Genomic DNA, 25,101 nt, shown 5'->3' on the forward strand with positions numbered 1-25,101 from the left:
GGACGCTCACCGCCGAGCTGTAGGCAGTCCACGTGGTTCCACCGTCGGTGGACACTTGCAGCGAGTTGCTGAAGTCGGAGCCTGCGGTGGCCGAGCCCGAGCCGAAGCTCAGCGCCAGGCTGCCGGCGACGGGCATGGCAGAGCCAAGCGCGACGGTCCACTGGGCGAAGTTGCCCGAGGCTTCATTGACGCTGTTGCCGGTGACACTCAGACCCGGCAGATCCGTCTCGGTGATGGTCACCGCACCGGTGCCGGTACTGGAGGTTCGTCCGGTGGCCGAGAGGGTGGCGTTGAGCACCACGGTCTCGCTCGCCTCGAAGGCAGCGTCGTCAAGGATCGCGGCGCGCACCAGCAGGCTGGTGGTGTTGGCGGGAACACTCACCGCCGAGCTGTAATTCGTCCAGGTGGTGCCGCCGTTGGTGGAGACCTGCAGCGCGTTGCTGAAGTCCGAGCCTGCGGTGGCAGTGCCGGCACCGAAGCTCAGGGCGAGGCTTCCGGCCACGGGCATGGCCGCCCCGAGCGCGACAGTCCACTGGGCAAAGTTGCCAGTCGCTTCGGCCACGCTGTTGCCCGTGATCGCGACGCTCGGCAGCTCCGATGCCGTGTCATTGTCCAGGATCACCGCGGTGCCAGAGGCACTGGTCGAGACTCGCCCGGATAGCGACAGGGTTGCGCCGAGCACGATCGTCTCGTTCGCCTCGATCGTGGCGTCGTCCAGGATGGCAGCCCGGACTTTCAGGGTCTGGTAGCTGGGGTTGACGGTGATCGAGCCATCGTCGACATCCGTCCAGGTGGCGCCGTCATCATAGGAGTACTGAAGCCCGCTGCGGTAGTCGGCATCTGCGGTGGCCGTGCTGCCTGACTGGGGGGTGAGCGCGAGACGGGCAAATCCGAATCGCTCGGCAGACGGCAGCTTGTCGCTGAGCGAGATCGTCCACTGCGCAAAGCTGCCGCTGGCTTCCGTGACCGAGTTCCCGACCACGGTGATGTCGGGCAGATCGGTGTCGGTGATGCGTGATTCCCCGCTGGCGCTGGAACTGCCCTGCGCACCCGCTGTCATGGTCGCATCGAGGATCACCGTCTCTTCACTCTCCAGCAACCGGTCGTCGATCACCAGCGTCCGTGCCAGCATCGAGGTGCTGCCCACCGGGATGCTGACTGCGCTTCCCGGGCTGTAGACGACCCAGTTCACGCCGCCGTCAGTCGATACCTGGAGGTCTGTCGCGTAGTCCGAACCGGAGGTCGCGGTGGATCGCGGCGAAAATCCCAGGGTCACCGACGCAGGTACCGGCAGGCTTTCCGAGTCTCCGAAGATCCAGCCCATCCGCCAGGTGAGATAGCGGTTGGTCTGATTGCCTTCAATCGCGTTGCTGCCGTCGATGTAGATATCAAATGCCACGAGATCCTCGGCGTCGGAAGGATGGGAGGGATCGGGGAAAGTGATCCGGTCCGTGTCTGTTGCAGGCGGTCGCGCTGTGCGCGCGATGCGATCGCGGCAGCGCCCGGGGGATGGTCTAGGGTAGGGTGTGGCGCCACGATTCCCGGTGACTTAGTTCCAGACTGCCGGGCGCCCGTCGGACCCCGTCTGCCGCTCGTCTGGTCCGGTCCGGCGAGAGGGGCGTTCTTCAAGCGGACACGTGCCTGTCCATGGCGCTGCGGAACAGGCTTTCGGTTTTGCAGCTTGAGCGATGTGTCTTTCGTCGCGGTCGCTGTCACCATGCCGCCCTGGCCCGGCGATGCCGAAGCAGCAGCGCCGGTGGCCGGTCCCTGGAAACCGCGCTGATGGGCGCGGGTGTCCAGTCCTTCCGGAGAACATCATGCGTTCCTTTCTGCGTCTCACCTTGGCTGCCGCCCTTTGTGCGGCGCCGATCAGCGGCGCGCTGGGCCAGGAATCCCAGCGTCGATTCCGCCTCCTCAAGCCTGATGAGATGACCCCCGCGCAGCGCGAACTGGTCAGGAGCATCCAGTCGGGGCCGCGGGCGTCGGTGCAGGGCTCGGCGGCGAACCAGTCCGGCGGCACCGTGGGCAGTCCCTTCAATGTGTTCCTGCGAAGCCCTGAACTCGGGGAAGACCTGCAGAAGGTGGGCAGCTACATCCGGTTCAAAAGCACTCTGGGGCAGCGGTTGACTGAACTCGCCATCCTGGTGACTGCCCGCTACTGGAACGCCCAGTACGAATGGCATGCCCATCACCGCCTCGCGCTGCAGGCGGGACTCGACCCCAAAATCGCCGAGGAGATTGCCCACGGCCGCAGGCCGGTGGGCATGAAGGCCGACGAGGAGGCGGTGTACGACTTCAGCCGGGAACTGCATCACGACAAGCAGGTGAGTGATGCCACCTACCGGAAGGTGATCGAACTCTTCGGCGAGCAGGGCGCCATGGACCTCATGGCGGTCAATGGCTATTACTCGCTGGTGTCGATGGTGCTCAATGTCGATCGAACCCCCATCCCGAACGGCGGCCCCAATCCGCTGCCTGTGCTGAAATGAAGGGCAGCGGCAAGGCGCATGACATGAGGAGACTGTGATGAGGAAATCATCGGTGAAGGCCGGGGTGCTGCAGGTCGAGGTGGCCGAGCACGGGCCGGCCGACGGCTGGCCCTGCGTGATGGGTCACGGATTTCCCTACGACGCGCATGCTTACGACGAGACCGCCACGCTGCTGGCCCAGGCCGGTGCCCGCGTGATCGTGCCCTCGCTTCGTGGCTTCGGTGCCACCCGCTTTCTGTCGGCCGACACGCCGCGCTCGGGGGAGCAGGCGGTGCTCGGCGCCGATCTGCTGGCGCTGCTCGATGCCTTGAACATTCAGCGTGCCGTGCTCGGTGGCTATGACTGGGGCGGGCGAGCCTGCTGTGTGGTCTCGGCGCTTTGGCCGGACCGGGTGGTGGCGCTGGTGTCGTCGAATACCTACAACATCCAGAACATCGCGCGGGCCATGGAGCCTGCCGCCACGGCGAGCGAAGAGTCGGCGCTCTGGTACCAGTACTACTTTCACTCGGAACGGGGTCGACGAGGACTGGAGCGCAACCGCCAGGACATCGCACGGCTGCTCTGGCGCCAGTGGTCACCCACCTGGGCGTTCGACGAGGCCACCTTCCAGCGCAGCGCGCCCGCCTTCGACAATCCGGATTTCGTCGAGGTGGTGATCCATTCCTACCGCCACCGCTTCGGGCTGGTGCCCGGGGATCCCGCCTGTGCCGGCCTGGAGGCGCGGCTGGCCGCGCAGCCGGTCATCCCTGTGCCTGCGGTCACGCTTGACGGCACCGCCGACGGCCTGCGCACCGACACCACGAGCGGCATTCCGAAGTTCACCGGGCCTCATGAGCATCGGTTTCTCCAGGGCTGCGGCCACAATCCGCCGCAGGAGCGTCCGCGCGAATGGGCCGATGCGGTCCTGCGCGCGCGGGCGTTGGCTTCGGCCTGAGGCCTTCCCGTGCTGGCACGCCGGACGCTCGGCGTGCCAGCACGGACCCGGTCCGCGACGCGGTTCAGGTGCGGCGACGCCGAGCACCGATGAGGCTCAGCAGCGCGATGCCCACCAGTGCCTGGCTGCTCGGTTCCGGGACGAAGCCGATTTCCTTCCGGATGTCGTTGTCGGTGTCCTGGAGGAAGCTCCAGTTGGTGTCGGGGCCGGTTCCGGCATCGAAGCTCACGGTCAGCTTGTGGAAGATGTCCCCGACGGGCGGGGCCGGATCGATGCCGATGATGATCTGGTAGAGGGCGACGCCGTTGCAGCCGGTGCAGCCGCTGCTGATGGCGAAGTCCAGCCCTGACGCCGACCCGTTCGTGCCCGGGCTTGGCGAGTCGGTATCGAACACCGTGATCTGACCGAACTCCGAGCCGTCCAGCGTCAGGGTATCGAGCCTGCCGATGCCATTGCCGTTCGTGAAGGTGAAAAGCCATGGCGAGGAGAATGTGTCGCCACTGACGCTCAGCGACCAGCCCGTGCCGGTGACTCCGCCAGAACCGGGCCCGGTCGTGGCCCAGTTCAGGGTCTGGGTCAGGCCACCCGAAAATGCCGCGGTCACCTTCAGGTTGTCCATGTCGGCGCCGGTGGTGGCAAAGCCGGTGAGGCCGGGGATGGATTCGGCGGTATTGCCCTTGCTGACCACGACTGCCGAGTGTGACGGCACCGCCGTCAGAGCCGCCGCGACGGCCAGAATGGCCGCGCCAAGAGTTGCGTTCCTCATTTGAATGACCTCCGTATGTTGCATGGCAGGGTGCTGCTGGCACCGGTCGTCGTGACCGGTGCCAGCCAAGCGGTCTGCAAGTTCCGCGCCGGTATGGTCATGTCCTTTGCTTTCAAGACCTTGCGTGCTTTTCGAGGCCGGCCTGCAGGGCTGGGTGTAAAGCCGCCCGACAGCTTGCGGCGCCGATGTATCGCGTTTGCAGCGTGGGCATGGTCGTGCCCGGGCCTCGCGGAATGCGGATCGGCTAGCATGGTCGCCTTGTCCGCCGTCGCGGGCGCCGTTCGGGCCATGATGTTCTCCGCCTCCATTTCCCACCACAGGGCTGGCCGCGTTGCCTTGCGCGCCGCGCCCATCACGCGTCGAATCGGCGCGCCTGCGGTTCTTGTCGTCGGCCTGATCGGTCTCGCGGCCGCATCAGGCGCAGTGCTTGCCCAGCCGGCGCAGACCACCGACGCGCAAAGTCCGCCGGTGGATACGCTCTCCGAAGTGGTGGTATCGGCAAGCCGTCAGGCGCAACGCAGCTTCAATGCGCCGGCCTCCATCCAGTCGGTGGACGCGCAGACCATCCGGGATGCAGGTCCGATGGTCAATCTGTCCGAGTCCCTGTCGCGGGTGCCTGGCGTGGTGGTGCTCAATCGCCAGAACTACGCGCAGGATCTGCAACTGTCGATCCGTGGATTCGGTGCGCGTTCGGCCTTCGGCATTCGGGGGGTGCGCCTGATCGTCGATGGCATCCCGGCCACGATGCCCGACGGGCAAGGCCAGGCGGCCACCGTCAGCCTCGCGTCGGTGGGTCGGCTCGAGGTGCTGCGCGGACCGCTCGCTCTGCTCTACGGCAACGCCGCGGGCGGGGTGGTCCAGGCCTTCAGCCTGCAGCCGCCCGCACACCCGATCGCCTCGGCCAGCCTCTCGGCCGGCAGCGAAGGCGCGCAGCGTCTCGGACTCGGGGCTTCGGGGCAGGTCGGATCGGCCAGCCTGCTGGCCGACTGGTCTCGCTTCCAGACCGATGGCTATCGCGACCACAGTGCGGCGCGCAGAGAGCAGTTCAATGGCATCGTCCGATGGCGCACGGACGCCGACACCCGCATCACGCTGGTGGCCAACGCATTCGATCAGCCCTTGTCGCAGGACCCGCTCGGCCTCACCCGTGCGCAGATGCAGGCCGACCCGCGGCAGGTGGACCCATCGGCCCTCAGCCAGAACACCCGCAAGACCGTCTCGCAGAACCAGGCCGGGCTGGTGGCGGAACATCGTCTCGATGCCGACCGGTCTGTCAGCGCGCGGCTCTATGCCGGACAACGGGCGGTGTTCCAGACGCTGTCAACGCCGCTCTCAGCACAGACCGCGGCCACTGCGCCCGGCGGCGTGGTCGATCTCGACCGCGACTTCGGCGGTATCGGCCTGCAGTACAGCCATGGCGTGGGCCTGGGCGACTCGCGCCTTACCGCGGTGGTCGGATTCGACCATGATCGGCAGCGGGAACAGCGACAGGGCTTCATCAACAACGCCGGCGTCGTGGGTCAGCTCAAGCGCGATGAGCTCAACCGCGTGCAGAACACCGATGTCTATGCGTTGACCATCCTGCGCCTGCCCACGGCCTGGACCCTGACCGCTGGTGCGCGCGCCAGCCGGGTGGATTTCCGCTCCGATGACCGCTACATCACCACAGGCAATGGTGACGACAGCGGCGCTCGCCAGTATCAGGCGGTGTCGCCGGTGCTCGGGGTGTCACGCGGATTGGGCAGCACGATCAATGTCTACGCCAACCTCGGCCGCGGTTTCGAGACGCCCACCTTCGCTGAACTCGCCTACCGGTCCACCTCGGGCAGCCTTACCGGTCTGAATCTGGGTCTGCAGGCCTCGCGCAGCCGGCAGTCTGAAATCGGCGCGAAATGGCGCAGCGGTGATGGCAGCCAGCGCGCCGATCTGGCTCTGTTCTCGATCGGCACTGACGACGAGATCGTGGTTGATGCCAATGTCGGTGGCCGAACCACCTATAGGAACGCCGGCCGTACCTTGCGTGAGGGCGCGGAACTTTCCTGGGTCGGGCGTCTTTCGCCCACCCTGAGCGGGCGGCTGGCGCTCACCTGGTTGTCGGCGCGATTCCGCGACGGTTTCGTGAGCGGCAGTGGCAGCGCCGCGGTGACGGTGGCTGCGGGCAACCGTCTCGCGGGTACGCCTGATCGTCTCGCATTCGGCGAACTCGTCTGGCGGCCGCGTAGGGAGGGCCCGCTCACCGACCTGACGGTGGGTCTGGAGGCCCTCAAGGTGGGGGCCATTCCGGTCAACGACGCCAATACCGATGCCGCCGAGGGCTACACGCTGATCCATCTTCGGGCGAGCCTGCCCAGACAGATGGGGGCGTGGCGGCTGACGCCATTCGCGCGCATCGACAACCTCGCCGACCGGCGTCATGTCGGTTCCGTGATCGTCAACGAGGGCAATCGCCGCTTCTTCGAGCCTGGACCCGGGCGCACCTGGCTCGCCGGGATCTCGCTGTCCGCTCGCTTCTGATTGCGCAGTGGCGCCGCGGGGTCAGACCCCGTGGCTGGTATCGGGTGTACGATGGCCGAGCACCCTTGGGGTGCGGTCCGGCACCGCCGGGCCGGTCCGTCGGATCGGAAAATCTTTATTCGGGGTGGCCGTCGCCACTGGCCGATCCGGCGTCGCAATCGCTATCCGAGGAGGGAAGATGATCATGAAATCCGCTTTGAGGCCGGCCAGCATGCCGGCATGGAAGGCGCTGGCCGCAGGCTGCGCGCTGTCGCTCGGCATGGCCGGAGCATGGGCGCAGGATGCCAAACCCGAAGAGGTGCCGTTCTGGGCGGTAGGCATGCCCAAGACGGGCCCGGGCAAGCAGATGGCCCCGGTGCCGGCCTTCCCGGTGCCCACCGCAGCCGACAAGCTGCCCATGTCCAAGATCAAGCTGCCCCCAGGCTTCAAGGCCGAGGTCTGGGCCAGCGGCGTGCTCGATGCCCGCGGCATGCGCCAGGGCGACAGCGGCACGGTCTTCGTCAGCACCCTCTTCGTCGCCGGCAAGATCTACGCGATCCAGGACAAGGGCGGCAAGCGCGAGATCAAGACCATCGCCGAGAAGCTGTTCCTGCCCAATGGCATCGAGTACCACAAGGGCTCGCTGTTCGTGGCCACGCCCAAGGACATCACCCGGTACGACAACATCGAGGCCAACCTCGACAATCCGCCCAAGCCGGTGATGGTCTACGACAAGCTGCCCGGCCTGGTGCCGCACGGCTGGAAGTTCATCAAGATCGGTCCGGATGGCAAGCTCTACGTGCCCACCGGCGCGCCCTGCAACATCTGCGAAGAGAAGCCGGGCTTTGCCGAAATTGCCCGGATGAACCTTGACGGCACCGGCATGGAGGTGGTGGCACGCGGTGTTCGCAACACCGTGGGCTTTGACTTCCATCCGGTCACCGGCGAGCTCTGGTTCACCAACAATGGCCGCGACTGGCTCTCCGAAGACCTGCCCAATGACACCCTCAATCGGGTGGGCAAGCCGGGCAAGGACCACTTCGGCTATCCGTATTGCCACCAGGGCAACTTCGCCGATCCGGAGTTTGGCTGGGGCAAGGACTGCAACGAGTTCACCAAGCCGGCCGCGCTCACCGGGCCTCACGCGGGTACGCTGGGCATGCGCTTCTACACCGGCAAGATGTTCCCGAAGAAGTACCAGAACGCCATCTTCCTGGCGCGCCATGGTCCGTGGAACCGCACCACCAAGTTCGGGGCCGACATCATGGTGGCCTACCCGGATGGCAAGGGCGGCATCTCGAAGATGGAGCCCTTCATGACCGGCCTGGTGGAGAACAATGGCTATCTTGGCCGGCCGGTGGATGTGCTGGTCCTCAAGGATGGCTCGATGCTGGTCTCCGATGACCACAACGGTGCGATCTACCGCATCAGCTACGCCGGCAAGTAAGCGCCGCATGCGCGGGACCCGGGGCCTGGTTGGCGTCGCCGCTCTGGCGGCGGCGCTGGGTGGTCTGTGGCTGTCGCCGGCGCTCCAGTTGGTGCCGTCGGCGATGGCGCAGTCGCCTTCAGCGGCGCCGGCCTCGCCCCAGTCGCGCCCATCCGGCGCGCCGCGCAAGCCGGCAGCCCCGCCGGCGGCCGCGGCGCCAGCGGGGCCGTCGGCAGCGCAGCTCGCCGCCGAGCAGGCTCAGCGTCAGCGCTTTCAGGCCGAGTGCCTTGCCTGTCATGGCGTCGGTGGCCAGAGCCAGCAGCCTGAAGTGCCCTCGCTCGCCGGACAGCATGCCTTCTACGCGATCACGCAGCTGTTCCTCTACCGTGAGGGCCGGCGGGCCAACCCGGTGATGAGCGCGGTTGCCAGGGGCATGAGCGATGCTGACATGCGCGCATTCTCGGAACTCATCGCTGCCTTGCCGGCGACGCCGGCTGGCGTTGATGGCGCGGCAACCGACCCGGTACGGATGCGGCGCGGGGCCGAGCTGGCGCTTCGACACCGCTGCGGGGCCTGCCACGGAAGCGATTACACCGGTGGCGCCCAGGTGGCCCGGATTGCCGGTCAGCGCGAGGACTATCTGCGCCTGGTGCTGGGCGAGTTCCAGTCGGGCGCCCGGCTTGGATACACCACGGCCATGAATGAGACGCTGGCCGGACTGTCACCCGACGATCTCGGCGCGCTGGCGTACTTCCTGGCCCGCGTGCGCTGAGCTGCCTGCTCTCAGGCTGACGAGGTGCAAGGTCCCGCGGGATGAGGCAAAGTGCGGGCTGTTCACGCAGCCGCCGGAGGGGACACGATCCCGGTGGGTCGGCCGGGCTTCAAACCCGGTGGGTGGCGCCACGCGCTGCCGGGTGGGTTCGACTCCCATTCCCCTCCGCCACCCATGGGCGCGCCTCGTGCGCGCCGCCGTGCTCAGGGCGCGCGTACCTCCAACCCGGCCCGTACCAGCAGTTCACGCCAGATCGGGCGCTCGCGCGCATAGGTGGCTGCGAAGCTCGGGCCATCGGCCCCGATCGGCTCCAGCCCGAGTTCGAGCAGGCGCTCGTTGACTTCGGGCGTCTGGATCGCTGCCACGAACTCGGCACTCAGGCGTCGCACCGCTGGATCAGGCGTACCCGCCGGCGCGACGATGCCGATCCAGCCCGCGGTCATGCGGTAGATGGGCGCGGTGAAGCCCTGCTCCGCAAGCGTGGGCACCGCCGGAAACAGCTTCAGCCGTCGCGTGCCGCTCACGCCGAGCAGCTTTACCCGCCCCGCCTCGGCCAGCCCGCGCACCGCCGGTGGCGTGGCCAGCGAGATCTGGATCTGGCCGCTGGCAAGGTCCTGCAGCAGTGGTGCTTCGCCCTTGTAGGGCGCATGTGTCATGTCGGCCTGGCTGGCGTCGCTCAGCTCCTTGATGAGCACATGCCCGAAGTGGCCGACCGCCATCGAGCCATAGCCAAGCTTGCCGCGCTGCTCACGAAGGTACTTCGGCAGCTCGGCCGCGCTGCTCACCGGCACCGAGGGGTGGGCTACCAGCAGCATCGGTGCGGCGGCGAGCAGCGCCACGAAGATCAGGTCTTTCGCCGGCTCGGGCGGTGACTGGGGATTGGTGAGGGGCGTGGCGATCAGCGTGGAGGTGGCGCCCACGCCCACGGTGTAGCCGTCGGGCCGTGCCTGCAGGACGGCGCTGGTGCCGATCAGGCCGCCGGCGCCGGGGCGGTTGTCGATCACGATCGGCTGGCCGAGGCGCTCGGCCACCTGCTTGCTCACCAGGCGCAGCACCATATCGTTCGCCCCGCCGGGCGCGTAGGGCACGACCAGTCGAACCGGCTGGCGGGGCCAGTCGGTCTGCGCCCACGAGGACCCTGCAACCATCAGCAGGCCGCCGCCCGCGGCCGATTGCAGGATTGCGCGGCGTTGCGATCGGGTGCTCTGGGTCATGGCTGTCTCCGGTGGGGAAGGCGGGTCAGGCGAGTTGCTTCAGGGCTTCGGCGGCGATCTGCTCGCCATGCTCCTGCACGAAATGCCCGCCTTCGGCGATGCGCATGGCGGGCGGACAGCCAGCGATGCCCTTGCGAAGATGCTCCATGTGCGCCGGCGTGAAGACCGGATCCTGCTCGCCGACGGCCATCATCGCGCGGCCATGCCAGCGCTGCGCCCAGAATGCCTGTGCCTCGCGCGAGACCGCTACCCCGTCGTCATCCGGATGCGATGCCACGAGTTCCGGAAAGGCGCGGGTGGCCGCGCGGTAGCGCTCATCCGGGAAGGGTGCGTCATAGGCCGCGCATTCGGCCTCACTCAGATGCGGATTGCCGCGCCCGAGCAGGCGGCCGATGGCGAAATCCGGCTTTGCACGGCACATCGCGCGCCACTGCGTGAAGCCCTCGGGCAGCGGTTCGCGAGCGGTGGCGATGAAGGTGTTCATCACCAGCAGCCCCTGATAGCGCTGCGGCGCGGCCATGGGCAGCGTCAGGCCGAGCAGGCCGCCCCAGTCCTGCACCACCAGATTGATCCGGTCCAGCTCGAGGTGCTCGACGAGCTCGAGCAGCAGCGTGCGGTGCCAGCCGAAGCGATGCTGTGCGTCGTCCAGTGGCTTGTCGCTGCGCCCGAACCCGGGCATGTCGGGCGCGACCACCCGATCGCCGGCAGCGAGGAAGGCCGGAATCATCCGGCGATAGAGGTAGCTCCAGGTCGGGTTACCGTGCAGGCACAGCCAGGTGCGGGGCGCATCGCGCGGGCCTTCGTCGATCAGATGCAGGCGCAGGCCGCCCAGCGAGGGCAGTGCGCTGAGAAACTGCGGCGCCCATGGGTAGCCGGGCAGGTTCGCGAACCGGCTATCGGGGGTGCGTAGGTGGGCGATGACCGGGCGCATGGCGGCGTTCCTGCATGACGGGTCCGAACGGCGCAATCCGCAGGGACCGGGTGTGGGGGGCTGGGTAAGATCCGGAGATTGTGCCCGCCGGCATGCTGAGCCGACCACCGCCCTGCCAGGAGCCGCCATGACCGTCCGGATCGCCCAGGTCAGCGATGCCCATCTCTCGGCCGACAAGCCTTTCTTCGCGGGCAACTTCGAGCGCATCGCCAAGGACATCCGCGCCGGCGGCTTCGACTTCCTGCTGGCCACCGGCGACCTCAACCTGCTCGGCGAGAACGACGAAGCGGAGCTTGCCCATGGCGTCCGCGCGCACGCGGCGATCGGGCCCGAGCTGCTGTGCGTGCCGGGCAATCACGATGTCGGCAACGACACCGCCCGGCCCCAGAATGTGGCCACGCCCGAGCGGGTGGCCCGCTGGAACCGCCAGGCCGGCCCCTCGGCCTGGGTGCGTGATCTGCCGGGCTGGCGTCTGGTGGGCCTGGATTGCCAGAGCCTGGACTTCCACGAGGCACAGTGGGCGGTGCTGGCCGAGGCGCTCAGCGGTCTTGGCACCCGGCAGCTGGCGCTCATCCAGCACATGCCGCTCAGCGTCGGTGACCTGGCCGATCCGCGGCGGCTGTACTGGTCGATGACCCCGCCGATGCGCGCACGCCTCATGCAGGCGCTCGGTGAGCGCCGACCCGCGGTGGTGATCAGCGGCCATGTGCATCAGTGGCGTGACCGGGTGGCCGACGGCCTGCGGCAGGTCTGGGCGCCGTCCACGGCCTTCATCCTGGGAGACGCCTTTCAGCCCACCTATGGCAGCAAGCTGGTGGGCTGGGTCGAGCACGCCTTTCATCCCGACGGCCGATACGATGCGCGGCTGCGCACCGTGGACGGCCTGCGGCTGGACGACATCGGGCAGATGCCGCAGGTGTATCGCGCCATGCCCACGCTCGCCGAGCGGCCCGATCTCTGGGAGACACCGTAAGGCCATCGCGATGCGGCCGCCCGCTGAGGCGAGCCGCAAGGCTGACGCGCGGGGAGCGGTCTGACCGCGCCGGGCATCGACCCTACTGCTGCGGCTGAGCCAGTCCGAACTCGGCGACGATCTTGCGCTCCTCTTCGAAACGCTCCGCGCCATAGCGCCGGCAGGCTTCGGCATCCATGTAGATGACGGTCTGGTTGTCGGCGTCGAGCACCTTCTGGAAGGCCGGGTCGGCCATGGCCTTGCGAAAGCCGTCATGCAGACGCTTGACCACCGCGGGGTCCATGCCCTTCGGGCCGGCGATCATCAGCATCGGCAGCACCTCGATGTCATGGCCCAGCTCCTTGAGTGTGGGCACATCGGGCCAGGAGGGCAGGCGGTTCGGGGTCATCATGGCCAGCAGGCGCACCTTGCCGGCCCGGGCCATGGTGCCCCAGCCGCCATCGGGCACGACATCGATGTGGCCGCCCACCAGCGCAGCCATGAATTCGGCGGCACCCTTGAAGGGAACCAGCGTCATCTTCATGCCGGTACTGCGCGAAACCTTCTCCATGGCGACATGGCCGACATTGCCCCGGCCCGAGGTGCCCATGGTCAGCTTGCCGGGGTTGGCCTTCGCGTCGGCCACCAGGTCGGCGAAGGTCTTCCAGGGCGCCTCGGTGCGCACCGCCACGCCGAAGGAGTAGGCGGTGACGCCGAGGATCCAGGTGAAGTCGCGCAAGGGGTCCCAGGGCACTTTCGAGACATGCGGCATGCGGAACTGGCCGGAGGAGACCACCGAGAGGGTGTAGCCATCGGGGGCCGCCGTGCCGGCCATCTGGCCGGGGGCGAGGGTGCCGGTGGCACCCGGGCGATTGGAGATCACCACCGGCTGGCCGAACTCCTTTGCCGCGATCTGGGCGAGTGCGCGGAACTGCACATCGGTGACCCCACCGGCCGGGAAGGGCACGATCAGGGTGATCGGGCGGCTCGGAAAGGCCTGGGCGCGCGCGCTGCCGACAGGCAGCGCTGACAGCAGGCTGGCACTGGCCGCAGCACCGAGCAGACGGCGGCGGGCGAGTTGGGCATCATGGGTGCCGGAGGGCATGACGCGGGACGGCGAGGACCGGTTCAGGCGGGATGGGGGCATGGCGGCTTTCGAGGGCGTTGCAGGGCGCCGAGCCATCGAGGGGGCTCGACACCATGACGCTAGCGCAGCGCCGACGGGTCGGGTCCGACCCGAGCCGGGCATGACCGCAGCCAGCCCGCTTATCGGAATGCCGTGCGGTTCAGTCGGTGAGCGCAGTCGGCCCGGAGAGTGCCTCGATGCCGGCCAGCAGGGCGCGGCACTCAGATCTGGTCGATCGGGGTGGCGGTAAGCGCTGGCCTGTCGAGTGCGTCCTGGATCGCGAAACGGTCACGGGTCGTGGTGTAGAAACTGGCGCCGAAGCGACCCACCGGGTGATAGTCGCGCAGGTTCACGCGCCACGCCTGGGTGTCGATCAGACCTTCACGCGCCGCCAGCCAGCGCACGCGGCCGATGAACACGTAGCGCGACGGCGTCTCGAGGGTTTCGTGCAGCACGCACTCGAAGGCGACCGGCGCCTCGAGGATGCGCGGCGGGGCCACGCCATGGGATGGAACCGGCGTGAGGCCGACCTTGGCGAGTTCACTGACATCGGCGGGCAGCGACTCGCCGCAGGCATGCATGCGGGCAGCCATCGGCTCATCGGACATGTGGACCACGAACTCGCCGCTGGCCAGGATGTTGGCTGCGGTGTCCTTGAGTCGGCCATCGCTGAGCCGGTTGATGCTGATCATCACGATTGGCGGATCCTCGCCCATCATGTTGAACATCGAGAACGGGGCGGCATTGGCCACCCCGTTGGCCCCGAGCGTGGTGACCAGCGCAATCGGCCGCGGAACGATCAGGCTGGCCATCAGCTTGTAGCGCTGATAGCTGCTGATCTGCTCGAAGTCGATCTCGGTCATGGCACGGGGGTCGTTGAGAGTAGACACCCCGGGAGGCTACACCGACAGCGCAGCGTCAGTCGTCGAACCCGACAAACACCGCTGCCTCGTCCACCGACTTGCGCTCGGAGACCACCGCGTTCGCGGGGAAGCTGTCATCGGGCCAGCCCATGGCCACGCAGGTCTGGATCACCTGATCATCGGGGATGCCGGCCTGCTCGCGCACCACGGGCGACTGCATGATGCCCTGGCTGTTGATCACGCAGCCCAGGCCGCGCGACCAGGCCGCATTGACCAGACAGTTGACCACGCCGCCGCAGTCGAAGGGCGCGATGTCGCTGCCGTGGATGGATCGGTCGTAGGTGATCACGATGGATACCGGGGCGTCGAACTGCCGGAAGCCGCGCAGCACCCAGTCCTGGCGTTTCTCCTTGTTGTCGCGCTCGATGCCCATGGCCGCGAACAGCTGCTTGGCGATTCCGATCTGGCGCTCGCGGTGCACGCCCTGGTAGCCCGGGCCCATGCGGAACTCGCGCGAGTCGGGCACGCCGGCGAGGTTGCGCTCGACATTGCCCTGGCGGATGCGGTCGAGCACGGCGCCCCCCACCACATAGAAGTTCCAGGGCTGGGTGTTGAGCGAGGTGGGCGCGCGCATGGCGAGCTCGAGGATCTCGCGGATCAGGGCCCTGGGCACGGGCTTCTTCAGATAGCCCCGGATGCTGCGGCGGTGGCGGATGACATCATCGAATTCCATGGTCCTCTCCTTATTCGGGACTGTGTCCGGCCTTGCGCATCATCTCGCCGAAGGACTGCACCAGGGCGCTCTGGCGGGCGGCGAACTCGGTCGGGCCGGCGGTGAGCACATCGAGGCCGGTGTTGTAGAGCTTTTGCTTGAGGTCGGCGGATTCGGTGCAGGCCTTGAGCTCCTGGCTCCAGGCCTCCACCAGACCGGGCGCCATGCCGGGCGGTCCGTAGAAGCCGTAGAAGCCCTCGTAGCCCAGTGATGGGTGGCCCAGCTCGCTCACCGTGGGCAGGTCAGGCGCGAAGGGCAGCCGGCGCGAAGCGCTCAGGGCGATGATCTTCACCTTGCCGCCCTGATGATGCGTGAGGAAGTCGGTGAGGCCGCCGCAGCCGGCGGTGATGTGCCCGGCCATGAGGTCGGAGAGCAGCGGCGCGGCGCCCTTGTAGCCCACGGCCTCCAGCGGCGTGCCGATCGCCTTGCCCAGGAGCACCGCGAAGAAGTGGGTGTTGCTGCCAAGCGCGGTGGTGCCGAAGTTGTGCTTGTCGGGATTGCGCCGCAGCCAGGCGATGTATTCCGCCAGCGTGCCGACGCCGATCTTCGGCGAGACCACGAACACGGTCGAGGTGAGCCCGGTGAGGCCGATGGGGACCATGTCCTTGTCGAGCGAGAACCCGGGCGCCTTGCGGGTGACGGTGAGTGCCACCGTGGTGGCGGCAGTGCCGTACATGATCACGCTGCCGTCGGTGGGGGCCTTCTTGAGCGCGTCGATCGCGATGACGCCGCTGGCGCCGGCCCGGTTCTCGACGATGACATTGGCGCCGGTGCGCTCGCGCAGCTTGTCGGCGATGTAGCGCGCCATGACATCGGTGCCGCCGCCGGCGGGAAAGCCCACCAGGATGCGGATGGTGCCGCCGGGAATCTTCTGGGCAGACGCGGGCCGGATGGCCAGACCCGCCAGCGCGGCGGCGCCGGCGGACTTGAGGAGGACGCGCCGATCGGGTCGGGCTGACATGCTGCACATCTCCAGGTAGGGGATCGGCACCCGCGCGGCGGGCGGCCCGCGGCCGATGCCGGGCGGACCGACCATAGGCGGGCGCGTCCGGGGGCGCAAGCCGCTGGCGGTTCGAAAGCCGCCCGGAGGTCCGCTTCCGGCTGTCTGCACCGGCAATCGAAGTGCGCGGGATGCGCTCGACACGGCTCGGGCGGGATGCGCCACGTATCATGCGCGCGACCCATCCCACTTCCCGGCCGGCCCGCACCGGCCCGATCGCACCATGAGGCACGATGTCTGGCGGCGTGAGCCTGATGCCTATCCGCTGCGTGGCGAAGTCCTGCCGCGCTACACCGATGTCGATGTCTGGCAGCACCTGAACAACGTCGCGCTGATCACCCTGCATGCCGAGGCGGTGCAGACTGCCCTGCGCAGCGTGCTCGGCGAGCAGGCCTGGCGCGAGCGCGCACCGGCGCTGGCCGTGAGTGCCGGCGCCACCGACTTCCTCGCCGAAGGGCAGTACCCCGGGCCGGTGCGCTGGGGGGCGCGGCTGCTGGCCGCCGATGCCGGCGGCCTGCGCGTGGCCACCGCGCTTTTCCAGAAGGACCAGTGCATCGGCCTGCATGAGTCGCGGCTCGGTGGCTGGTCCGAGGGGCGTGACATAGGCCTGCCCGCGACGGCCCTGGCGGCGCTGCGGGCGGCCGGCGTGCCGCAGGCGCCGGCGATGGCCAGCACCGCGTCCGCGCCGGTGTCGGCGCCCATGGCCGGTGCCGGCGCCTTCCCCTGGCAGACCACCTTCCCGCTGCGCTTTGCCGACAGCGACGCCCACCGGCTGGTGAGCGACACCTGTCTTGCCCGCGCCGCGGAACAGCTGCGCGTGGCGTTTCTCGACGAAGTCTTCGATGGGCGGCGCGAGATGCTGGGCGGCATGCTGGTCGCCCATGTCAGCGTGCAGTGGCTTCAGCGCACCGTGGCGCCTGGCCAGTGGCAGCTGGGCTGTGGCGTGGCCCGCGTGGGCGATCGTTCGCTCGCGGTGCGTGGCGCCATGTACGACGCCGATCGCTGCGTGGCCACCTGCGAGGCGGTGATGGTCGCGCTCAATCGGGGCGGGCCCGCCGGTGGTGCGCTGTCGGATGCGGCCCGGGCGCGCCTGGCTGGCTTCAGCCTGAGCGTCTAGCCGGGGCTTGCGGCCGTGGTCTGGCCGCCCTGGGCCGGGGCGGGCGGTGCCGCGCCATCGGCCCCGAGCAGGCGGATCCGCACCGGGCCCACGTCGACAATCTGGCCGGCGCGCAGCTTGCAGCCCCGCCGCAGTTCGATCGCACCATCCACGCGAACACCGCCGCCGGTGATCAGCACCTTGCCCTCGCCGCCGCTGCCGGTCAGGCCGGCGGCCTTGAGCAGTGCGTCCAGAGCGATGTGCTCGCCGCGGATCGCGAAGTCGACCGCCTGGATGGGGGAGGGGGAGGAAGAGCGCCTGCGCATGATGGGTTCCCTGGGATCGGTGCGGGGATAGAATCGTCGGCTGTCCCGAGTCCTGCCGGAGCCCGCCTTGGAAATCTTCGATTACGACAACATCCTGCTCCTGCCGCGCAAGTGCCGCGTGGAGAGCCGTTCGGAGTGTGACACCACGGTGGAGTTCGGGCCGCGCCGATTCAATCTGCCGGTGGTGCCAGCCAACATGAAGACCGTGGTCGATGAGCCGATCTGCGAGTGGCTGGCAGACCACGGCTACTTCTACGTGATGCACCGTTTCGACTTCGACAGCGTGGCCTTCGTGCAGCGCATGCAGGCCAGCGGCCGCTACGCATCGATTTCGCTGGGCGTGAAGCAGGCCGACCGGGATGCGGTGGAGCGGCTGGTGGCGCTGGGCCTCACCCCGGAGTACATCACCATCGACATCGCCCATGGCCACGCCGACAGCGTGCGCCTGATGATCGAGCTGCTCAAGCGCCGGCTGCCGGGCGCCTTCGTGATCGCCGGCAATGTGGCCACGCCCGAGGCCGTCATTGACCTCGAGAACTGGGGCGCCGACGCCACCAAGGTGGGCATCGGCCCGGGCAAGGTCTGCATCACCAAGCTCAAGACCGGCTTCGGCACGGGTGGCTGGCAGCTTTCGGCCCTGAAGTGGTGTGCCCGGGTGGCCACGCGGCCGATCATCGCCGATGGCGGCATCCGCGAGCATGGTGACATTGCCAAGAGCATCCGCTTCGGCGCCACCATGGTCATGATCGGCTCGCTGCTGGCCGGCCACGAGGAGTCGCCCGGCCAGACGGTCGAGGTGGATGGCCGTCGCTACAAGGAGTACTACGGCTCGGCCTCGGATTTCAACAAGGGCGAGTACAAGCATGTCGAGGGCAAGCGCATCCTGGAACCGATCAAGGGCCACCTGGCCGACACGCTCACCGAGATGCGTCAGGATCTGCAGAGTTCCATCAGCTATGCCGGCGGCACGCGTCTGATGGATGTGCGCCGCGTGAACTACGTGATTCTCGGCGGCGACAATGCCGGCGAGCATCTGCTGATGTGATCCGGACCCGCAACCGAGGAGATCGAACATGGGCAACATCGTCGTCACCGGCGGTTCTTCCGGGGTGGGAGCCGCGCTGGTCCAGCGTCTGGTGCATGCCGGCCATCAGGTGTTCAACCTCGATGTGACCGAACCGGCCGCACCGCTGGCCGCTCAGACCTTTCTGCGCTGCGATCTCGGTGATGCGCAGGCCATCGCCGCCGCCGCGGCAGCGCTGCCGACCCGCCTGCACGGGCTGGCCAATGTGGCCGGCATGGCCCGGGCGGCCGATCCGGTGCGGGTGGTGGCGGTGAACTTCCTGGGCCTGCGTGACATCACCCGGTCGCTCACCCCGCGGCTGGTCGAGGGCTGCGGCATCGTCAACGTGTCTTCGATCGCCGGCCGCGACTGGCGCGCCCGGCTCGATCGGATCACACCGCTGCTCGACACCGCCACCATGGCCGACGGACTGGCCTGGTGCCAGGTGCAGGCCGAGACCTTCGCGCGCGACCCGTACTCGTTCTCCAAGCGCTGCGTCACGGCGTTCTCGCTGCGCGAGGCCCGTGATCATGTGCATCGGGGCACGCGCATCCTGTGCGTGAGCCCGGGCGGCATCGACACACCGCTGTCACCGCAGTTCGAGGCGCTCATGGGCAGCGAGCAGACGGCATGGTCGCGCGGTCAGATCGGTCGGCCGGCCGTGCCCGACGAGATCGCCCAGGTCATCGAGATGCTGCTTTGCCAGCCCTGCGGCTGGCTCAATGGGGTGGACATCCCGGTCGACCGGGGCTATTGCGCCGGCCTCGAGTCCGGCTGGATCGATTTCGGCCAGTCACCGGTCATGCAGGCGATGCGCGCGCGCAAGCGTCCGGCCTGAAGGGCGCCGCGAGCTCAGCTGATGCGGGCGGGCCGGTTGACCAGCCACAGGCCCACCGCCACGCCGGCCAGCCCGATCAGCAGGGAGCCTGTGAGCTGCTCGTCGAGCAGCACCACGCCGGCGAGCAGACCCAGCACCGGCGTGAGGAAGGTGAAGGCCGAGACCCGCGCCGCCGGGTAGTGGCGCAGCAGCCAGAACCAGGCCAGGTAGCTGAAGAACGCGATCACCACCGACTGGTAGAAGAGCGAGCCGAGCGCCAGGGGCGAGGTCCATTGCGGTGCCGGCTCGCCCAGCAGCCAGGAGCCGATGGCCATCAGCGGTGCCGAGACCGCCAGCTGCTGGAACAGCGTGCGTTCAGGCGCGGCGCGGCCCACGGGCGTAGCCCGGATCCAGAGCGTGGTCAGGCCCCAGAGGGCCGCGGCGGCAAGCGCGAGCAGATCACCCAGCCAGACCGTGCGGGCATCACCGCCGCCAGTGGCCAGACCGCCCCGGAAGGTGAACACCAGCGCCAAGAAGGCCAGCACCAGGCCGGCGATCTGGCCAGGCCTCAGGCGTTCGCCTGGCGCGATCAGCGGCATGCCCGCGGCCACCAGGAACGGTGCGAGATACAGGAACACGATGACCCGCGAGGCGCTGGTGTACTGGACCGAGCCGTAGAGACAGCAGAACTCCAGCGCGAAGAGCACGCCGGCGATGATGCCCGATGCGTTGATGCCGTCGGCCGGCCACAGTGCGATGCCGCGATGCCGCGCCCACAGCCCGACCAGCACCGCGGCGATGGTCGAGCGCAGCGCGCCTTGCATGAGCGGCGGCACGACGCTCAGGGTGACCTTCATGACCACCTGGTTGGCGCCCCAGATGGCGCAGCAGGCCAGGATCAGCGTGATGGCCAGGCGGTCGAGGCTGGGGCGCCGGTCGTCGGCAGCGGGCGGTGCCGGTGACGCGGCAACCGGGGAGGGCGAGGACGGCGTGGACGGCATGCCGCAAGGCTACCCCAGGGCGGCGCCCGGGCGCGGCGGTCAGGGTGGCGCCTGTGCCGGGAAGGGATGCGGTGGACGTGCTCGCCCGGGTTGCCGTGCCCGGCGCTCAGCGGGCGGGCGCGCCACCGATGGCTACGGAGCCTGCGGGAGGTGCCGAGGGCGGGTTCGTGCCAGGGGTGGGCGCGACGGCCGGCGAGGCGCTCGCCGCCGGCGTGCTCGCCTTGATGTCGGTGCTCGACCCCATGATCACGGTGATCAGACTGGGATAGTCGTAAGCCGCGCCCGTAGACATGTCCACGCCCGCGCCGATGATGCCGCCGAACAGGATGTTGCCGAAGGCCATGGGCTTGGTGGACGACTGCACGCTGGCCAGCCCGGGCTCCAGGGACTCCTTCTCGCAACGCACGGCGAGGTTCTCGTAGCTGCGGTTGACGGTGGCGGACCCGGGCGAGGTCAGGAACCAGGTGCCCTTGTTGTTGCTCAGCTTGCATTGCGCGCCGCTCACCGGCCCAGCCGGCGTGCGTGTCTCGACCGACACGCTCTGGTTCTGGCCGTTGACGATGGACGCGCAGCCCGAGCCGAGCGAGAGCACGGCAGCGAGCAGGCATGAGGAGGGGATTCGCAGGAAGGCAGTCATGCGGGAACTCCGATGTTGAACCGGCGCAGAGTCTGATGACCCCGGGTATCAGGGCGTGCGACTGCCCGCTCCACCGACCGCGGTCCGCCTTCCGACTTCCGCGCGCCGCTGGCGCATGCGCCGGATTCGCCGCCTATGATGGTTGCCGCATCGATGCTGACCCGCCAGGCAACCTTTCCCACAGGAACCGCCGTGAGATTCGCCTTTTCCTCCGAGCAGGAGATGTTCCGCAGCGCGGTCCGTCGATTCCTGACTGACCGCTCCACCACCCGCGAGGTACGCCGCCTGATGCAGACCGAGGCAGGCTGGGAGCGCGAGGGCTGGCGGGCGCTCAACAGCGAACTGGGCCTGTGCGCGGTACGCATTCCGGAGGCCTATGGCGGGCAGGGCTTCGGCTTTGGCGAGCACTGCATCGTGCATGAGGAGATGGGCCGGGCGCTGCTGTGCGCGCCGTACTTCGCCACCACGGTGCTGGCGGCTGGCGCCATCCTGAACGGGGGCGCCGAAGGACAGCGGCAGGCCCTCCTGCCCGGCATCGCCGCGGGCGACACCGTGGCCACCCTGGCCAGCGTCGAGGACGATGGCCGCTGGGACGCTGCCGCCACCCGCCTGACGGCCACCCGCGTCGGCTCGGGCTGGCGCCTGGATGGCCACAAGAGTTTCGTGCTCGACGGCCACACCGCCGACCTGATCGTGGTGCTGGCCCGCGCACCCGGCTCGCAGGGCGATGACGGCCTGTCGCTCTTCACCGTGCGCAGCGATGCGCCGGGCCTGAGTCGTCGCGCGCTGACCACGCTCGACCCCACCCGAAAGCTCGCCCGGCTGCAGTTCGACGGCGTGAGCGCCAGCCTGCTCGGCGACGAGGGGGCGGGCGCAGCGGCCTTCGACCGCACCATGATCGAGGCCGCGGTGTGCCTGGCCAACGAGATGGTGGGCGGCGCCGCGCGCCTTCGCGAAGACGCGCTGGCCTACGCGATGCTGCGCGTGCAGTTCGGTCGGCCCATCGCGTCGTTCCAGTCGATGAAGCACAAGCAGGCCGACATGCTGCTCGAGGTTGAGCTCGCGAAGTCGGCGGCGTACTTCGCCGCCGCCGCGCTCGATGAGGGCGATGCCGACATCGCCGCCACCGCCTCGCTCGCCAAGGCCTGCGCCAGCGACACCTACCTGCAGACCGCGATCCACGCCATCCAGATCCATGGCGGCATCGGCTTCACCTGGGACAACGATACCCATCTCTGGTTCAAGCGCGCCAAGAGCGCCGAGATTCTCCTCGGGGATGCGCACCTGCACCGTGAACGCATGATGAACCACTGGGCCGCCTGAGGAGACCCGCATGACCGAACTGACCGAATCCTCGGTGCGCGCCGAAGTCCGCGCCTGGCTCGAGGCCCACTGGACCCCTGATCAATCGCTGATCGCCTGGCGCAACCAGCTGGTCGATTCCGGCTGGGGGGCGCCCCACTGGCCACGGCAGTGGCATGGCCGCGACCTGCCGGTCGGGCTGGTGCCGGTGGTGGAGGAGGAATTCAACCGCATCGGTGCGGTGAGCGTGGCCCGGGTGGGCATCCGTACCCTGGCTGCCGCCACCATCCTGGCCCACGGCAGCGACCTGCAGAAACAGCGCTTCCTGCGGCGCAGCCTCACCGGCGAGGATGCCTGGTGCCAGCTCTTCAGCGAGCCGGGCAGCGGGTCCGATGCCGCCGGTGCGGTCACCCGGGCCGACTTCAATGGCACCCACTGGGTGGTCAACGGTCAGAAGCTCTGGACCTCCGGCGCCCAGAAGGCCGATTGGGGTCTGCTGCTGGCCCGCACCAACTGGGACCGCACCAAGCACGCCGGCCTGTCCTACTTCATCCTCAACATGCGCCAGCCCGGCGTGGTGGTGCAGCCGCTGCAGCAGATGAATGGCCATGCCACCTTCAACCAGATCTTCATCACCGATGCGCTGATCGAGCCCGAGCTGCTGATGGGCACCGAAGGGGGCGGCTGGGCCGTCACCACCACCACGCTCATGCACGAGCGGCGCGGCGCCGATGCCCTGCGCAGCTGGGCCCAGGGCTCCGACCGGCCGGGCCAGGTCTACGAGGAGGAGCGCGCCGAGATCGCGGTGGCGCTGGCGCCCTACAAGTGGTACCCGAACCGGGCCGGGCGGGTGGATCTGGTCCTGAGCCGGGCGCGCGAGACCGGTCGTCTCGAAGACCCGGTGGTCCGCCAGGACATCGCGCGGCTGCTGATCCTGTCGCGGTCAGCGGAGTGGACCGCCCGCCGGGCCCGCAGCGCGCAGGCCCAGGGTCGGCCGCAGGGCCCCGAGGGGTCACTGGGCAAGCTCGCAGCCAGCCATGTGGCGCGCGCCGCCGCGAGGGTGCACACCCAGATCAGCGGCGCCGACGCGCTGCTCTCAGGGGCCGATGGCCCCTTGAATGGCACGATCGCGGAGATTCTCGTGTCGGTGCCGGCTACCTCGATTGCCGGGGGCACCGACGAGATCCAGCGCAACATCATCGCCGAGCGGGTGCTGGGCATGCCCAAGGAGCCCAGCGTGGACACCGACAAGCCCTACCGCGAGGTGCCTCGCAACGCGGTGCGCTGAACCGTCGCGGCCAAGGCCTGGCCCGCGAACCCGGGGTGGGTCCGGGGCCGGCGCCCCGGACGGTGGCCGGTCAGGCCGGCTCGCTCTCGCGGGCCCGCGAGCGCAGCTCCAGGCCCTGCAGGCTGCCTTCCTTGCGCCAGGCGTCGAGCATGCGGATGAACACCATCGGGCCTCGCCAGAACTGCGAGTTGCGGGCGGTGCGCTCGTTGGGCTGACCCTCGTTGTTGTAGTAGCCCGGGGTGCACTGGTTCAGGAAGGGCTGACGGGCCCGCGACAGGCTGACGATGGTGTCCACCCACGCCGTCTCGGCCTGCTCGCTCGCCTCGACCGTGTCGACGCCGCGCGCCTTGACCTCGCGCAGCAGGTACTCCAGGTGCCGCGACTGCTCGTCGAGCATGTGCTGGAAGTTGGCGCTCTGTCCGGACTGCTGCGTGGTCATCACGAACAGGTTGGGGAAGCCGCGGGTGAACAGGCCGTGGAAGGTCTGGGCGCCGTCCTTCCACTTGTCGGTGAGGGTGAGGCCGCCGCGGCCGCGAACCTCGAAGCCCAGTCGCCGGGTGAAATCGGTGCCGACTTCGAAGCCGGTGCCGAAGATCAGGCAGTCGAGTTCGTACTCGCGGCCGGCCACCACCACGCCACGCTCGGTGATGCGCTCGACGCCACGGCCCTCGGTGTCGATCAGGTGGACATTGGGACGGTTGAAGGTGTCGAGGTACTGGTCGTGGAAGCAGGGCCGCTTGCAGAACTGGTTGTACCAGGGCTTGAGGGCCTCGGCGGTGGTGTGATCCTTGACTACCTCATCGACCCGTGCCCGCACCCGCTCCATCTTGCGGTAGTCGGCGAGCTGGATGAGCTCCTCGACATTCTCGACGGTCTCGCCGGCGGCGGCCTGGCGGCGCGCCGCCAGCAGGATGTTGCCGATGAGGTCGGTCCAGCCGTCATTGACGAGGTCGACGTCGAAGCGGCTGCCGGAGATCACGGCGGTGAAGTTGTCCATGCGCTCGCGCTGCCAGCCCGGCTTGAGGCTGCGCACCCACTCCGGATCGGTGGGGCGGTCGTTGCGCACATCGACCGAGGACGGGGTGCGCTGGAACACGAAGAGCTCCTTGGCGCCGGCGCCGAGATGCGGCACGCACTGCACGGCGGTGGCGCCGGTGCCGATGATGCCGATCCGCTTGTCGCCGATCCGGTCCAGGCCGCCCAGCACGGACCCGCCGGTGTACTCATAGTCCCACCGGCTGGTGTGGAAGGCGTGGCCCTTGAAGGTCTCGATGCCGGGGATGCCCGGCAGCTTGGGCTTGTTCAGGGGGCCGTTGGACATGACCACGAAGCGGGCGCGCATGGCGTCGCCGTGGTTGGTCGAGATGATCCAGCGCTGGGCCTCTTCGTCCCAGGACAGGTCCTTGACCGAGGTCTGGAAGCAGGCGTCCTCGTAGAGGTTGTAGTGCCGGGCGATGCGCTTCGAGTGCTCGTAGATCTCCGGCGCCTTGGTGTAGCGCATCTCGGGGATGAAGCCGGTCTCCTCCAGAAGGGGCAGGTAGACCAGGCTTTCGATGTCGCAGGCCGCGCCGGGATAGCGGTTCCAGTACCAGGTGCCGCCGAAGTCGCCGGCCGCCTCGATCATCCGCAGGGACTTCACCCCGGCCTCGCGCAGGCGGGCGCCGGCCAGCAGGCCGCCGAAGCCGCCGCCGATCACCACCACCTCGACCTCGTCGGTCAGGGGCGCGCGCTGGATGGGGGCCTCGATGTAGGGATCGTCGCCAAAGTCCGCGAACCGGCCGGCGATCTGCAGGTACTGCTCGTTCCCATCGGCTCGAATCCGCTTGTCGCGCT

At 68.7% G+C, this 25,101-nt stretch carries 23 protein-coding genes and 1 tRNA gene; 12 read left to right on the plus strand and 12 right to left on the minus strand.

The features are described 5' to 3' along the window. Positions 1-1,399, minus strand: a 1,399-nt coding sequence (locus AC2H6A_RS06720; RefSeq protein WP_484272380.1) for a hypothetical protein, incomplete at its 3' end; no start/stop codon positions are given. Between the two features lie 418 nt (positions 1,400-1,817). Between AC2H6A_RS06720 and AC2H6A_RS06725 the strand changes: the two genes are divergently transcribed. Together AC2H6A_RS06725 and AC2H6A_RS06730 are read left to right on the plus strand one after the other, a co-directional pair. Then, a complete protein-coding gene (locus tag AC2H6A_RS06725) occupies positions 1,818-2,489 on the plus strand; it encodes a carboxymuconolactone decarboxylase family protein (protein WP_484272381.1) in 672 nt (223 codons plus the stop codon). A 37-nt stretch (positions 2,490-2,526) separates the two neighbouring features. Next, complete coding sequence (locus AC2H6A_RS06730) at positions 2,527-3,423, plus strand: alpha/beta fold hydrolase (RefSeq protein ID WP_484272382.1); 897 nt, start codon at positions 2,527-2,529, stop codon at positions 3,421-3,423. A gap of 64 nt (positions 3,424-3,487) precedes the next feature. On the opposite strand, the gene AC2H6A_RS06735 is transcribed toward AC2H6A_RS06730, so the two are convergent. Beyond that, positions 3,488-4,189 (minus strand): PEP-CTERM sorting domain-containing protein, encoded by a 702-nt coding sequence (locus AC2H6A_RS06735; RefSeq protein WP_484272383.1) that lies wholly within the window; start codon positions 4,187-4,189, stop codon positions 3,488-3,490. A gap of 30 nt (positions 4,190-4,219) precedes the next feature. Between AC2H6A_RS06735 and AC2H6A_RS06740 the strand changes: the two genes are divergently transcribed. The 4 genes from AC2H6A_RS06740 (at position 4,220) to AC2H6A_RS06755 (ending at position 9,051) form a co-directional block, all read left to right on the plus strand. Continuing rightward, positions 4,220-6,703 (plus strand): TonB-dependent receptor family protein, encoded by a 2,484-nt coding sequence (locus AC2H6A_RS06740; protein ID WP_484272384.1) that lies wholly within the window; start codon positions 4,220-4,222, stop codon positions 6,701-6,703. Positions 6,704-6,887: 184 nt separating this feature from the next. Next, positions 6,888-8,129 (plus strand): PQQ-dependent sugar dehydrogenase, encoded by a 1,242-nt coding sequence (locus AC2H6A_RS06745; protein WP_484272385.1) that lies wholly within the window; start codon positions 6,888-6,890, stop codon positions 8,127-8,129. Positions 8,130-8,136: 7 nt separating this feature from the next. Continuing rightward, positions 8,137-8,880 carry a c-type cytochrome gene (locus AC2H6A_RS06750; RefSeq protein WP_484272386.1) on the plus strand — a complete coding sequence of 248 codons (744 nt, stop codon included), beginning with the start codon at positions 8,137-8,139 and terminating at the stop codon, positions 8,878-8,880. Between the two features lie 75 nt (positions 8,881-8,955). After that, positions 8,956-9,051, plus strand: a tRNA-Sec gene (locus AC2H6A_RS06755). 32 nt (positions 9,052-9,083) lie between these two features. Here the strand turns inward: AC2H6A_RS06755 and AC2H6A_RS06760 are convergent. Both AC2H6A_RS06760 and AC2H6A_RS06765 read right to left on the minus strand, forming a co-directional pair. Beyond that, entirely contained in the window at positions 9,084-10,094 is a 1,011-nt protein-coding gene (locus AC2H6A_RS06760; protein ID WP_484272387.1) for a Bug family tripartite tricarboxylate transporter substrate binding protein, read from the minus strand. 25 nt (positions 10,095-10,119) lie between these two features. After that, positions 10,120-11,154, minus strand: coding sequence for a haloalkane dehalogenase (locus AC2H6A_RS06765; protein WP_484272388.1), 1,035 nt, complete (start codon positions 11,152-11,154; stop codon positions 10,120-10,122). On the opposite strand from AC2H6A_RS06765, the gene AC2H6A_RS06770 reads away from it, so the two are divergent. Continuing rightward, positions 11,153-11,998: a metallophosphoesterase family protein gene (locus AC2H6A_RS06770; RefSeq protein WP_484272389.1), complete on the plus strand. Its 846-nt coding sequence runs from the start codon at positions 11,153-11,155 to the stop codon at positions 11,996-11,998. The genes AC2H6A_RS06765 and AC2H6A_RS06770 overlap by 2 nt on opposite strands. Positions 11,999-12,080: 82 nt before the next feature. Here AC2H6A_RS06770 and AC2H6A_RS06775 read toward each other — a convergent pair whose 3' ends face one another. From AC2H6A_RS06775 to AC2H6A_RS06790, 4 genes are all read right to left on the minus strand, one after another. After that, a complete protein-coding gene (locus tag AC2H6A_RS06775; protein WP_484272390.1) occupies positions 12,081-13,082 on the minus strand; it encodes a tripartite tricarboxylate transporter substrate binding protein in 1,002 nt (333 codons plus the stop codon). A 242-nt stretch (positions 13,083-13,324) separates the two neighbouring features. After that, the gene (locus AC2H6A_RS06780) at positions 13,325-13,966 is read right to left on the minus strand and encodes a flavin reductase family protein (RefSeq protein WP_484272391.1); all 642 of its coding nucleotides are present in this window, start codon (positions 13,964-13,966) and stop codon (positions 13,325-13,327) included. Between the two features lie 55 nt (positions 13,967-14,021). Then, positions 14,022-14,699: a nitroreductase gene (locus tag AC2H6A_RS06785; protein WP_484272392.1), complete on the minus strand. Its 678-nt coding sequence runs from the start codon at positions 14,697-14,699 to the stop codon at positions 14,022-14,024. Between the two features lie 10 nt (positions 14,700-14,709). Next, positions 14,710-15,699, minus strand: coding sequence for a tripartite tricarboxylate transporter substrate-binding protein (locus AC2H6A_RS06790; RefSeq protein ID WP_484272393.1), 990 nt, complete (start codon positions 15,697-15,699; stop codon positions 14,710-14,712). 262 nt (positions 15,700-15,961) lie between these two features. Between AC2H6A_RS06790 and AC2H6A_RS06795 the strand changes: the two genes are divergently transcribed. Continuing rightward, entirely contained in the window at positions 15,962-16,855 is an 894-nt protein-coding gene (locus AC2H6A_RS06795; RefSeq protein WP_484272394.1) for a hypothetical protein, read from the plus strand. On the opposite strand, the gene AC2H6A_RS06800 is transcribed toward AC2H6A_RS06795, so the two are convergent. Further along, positions 16,852-17,130 carry an RNA-binding S4 domain-containing protein gene (locus AC2H6A_RS06800; protein WP_484272402.1) on the minus strand — a complete coding sequence of 93 codons (279 nt, stop codon included), beginning with the start codon at positions 17,128-17,130 and terminating at the stop codon, positions 16,852-16,854. The two genes, AC2H6A_RS06795 and AC2H6A_RS06800, sit on opposite strands and share 4 nt — an antisense overlap. A 97-nt stretch (positions 17,131-17,227) precedes the next feature. On the opposite strand from AC2H6A_RS06800, the gene AC2H6A_RS06805 reads away from it, so the two are divergent. Together AC2H6A_RS06805 and AC2H6A_RS06810 are read left to right on the plus strand one after the other, a co-directional pair. Then, entirely contained in the window at positions 17,228-18,205 is a 978-nt protein-coding gene (locus AC2H6A_RS06805; RefSeq protein WP_484272395.1) for a GMP reductase, read from the plus strand. A 28-nt stretch (positions 18,206-18,233) separates the two neighbouring features. Beyond that, positions 18,234-19,061, plus strand: a complete 828-nt coding sequence (locus AC2H6A_RS06810) for an SDR family oxidoreductase (RefSeq protein ID WP_484272396.1) — start codon at positions 18,234-18,236, stop codon at positions 19,059-19,061. Between the two features lie 14 nt (positions 19,062-19,075). Here AC2H6A_RS06810 and AC2H6A_RS06815 read toward each other — a convergent pair whose 3' ends face one another. Together AC2H6A_RS06815 and AC2H6A_RS06820 are read right to left on the minus strand one after the other, a co-directional pair. After that, positions 19,076-20,041, minus strand: a complete 966-nt coding sequence (locus AC2H6A_RS06815; protein ID WP_484272397.1) for a DMT family transporter — start codon at positions 20,039-20,041, stop codon at positions 19,076-19,078. A gap of 106 nt (positions 20,042-20,147) precedes the next feature. Next, positions 20,148-20,678: a hypothetical protein gene (locus tag AC2H6A_RS06820; protein ID WP_484272398.1), complete on the minus strand. Its 531-nt coding sequence runs from the start codon at positions 20,676-20,678 to the stop codon at positions 20,148-20,150. Between the two features lie 192 nt (positions 20,679-20,870). Between AC2H6A_RS06820 and AC2H6A_RS06825 the strand changes: the two genes are divergently transcribed. Together AC2H6A_RS06825 and AC2H6A_RS06830 are read left to right on the plus strand one after the other, a co-directional pair. After that, positions 20,871-22,001, plus strand: coding sequence for an acyl-CoA dehydrogenase family protein (locus tag AC2H6A_RS06825; protein WP_484272399.1), 1,131 nt, complete (start codon positions 20,871-20,873; stop codon positions 21,999-22,001). Between the two features lie 10 nt (positions 22,002-22,011). After that, entirely contained in the window at positions 22,012-23,268 is a 1,257-nt protein-coding gene (locus AC2H6A_RS06830) for an acyl-CoA dehydrogenase family protein (protein ID WP_484272400.1), read from the plus strand. A gap of 70 nt (positions 23,269-23,338) precedes the next feature. On the opposite strand, the gene AC2H6A_RS06835 is transcribed toward AC2H6A_RS06830, so the two are convergent. Continuing rightward, the coding region (locus AC2H6A_RS06835) for a flavin-containing monooxygenase (protein ID WP_484272401.1) at positions 23,339-25,101 on the minus strand (1,763 nt) is incomplete at its 5' end.

The organism is Quisquiliibacterium sp. (assembly GCF_982640115.1).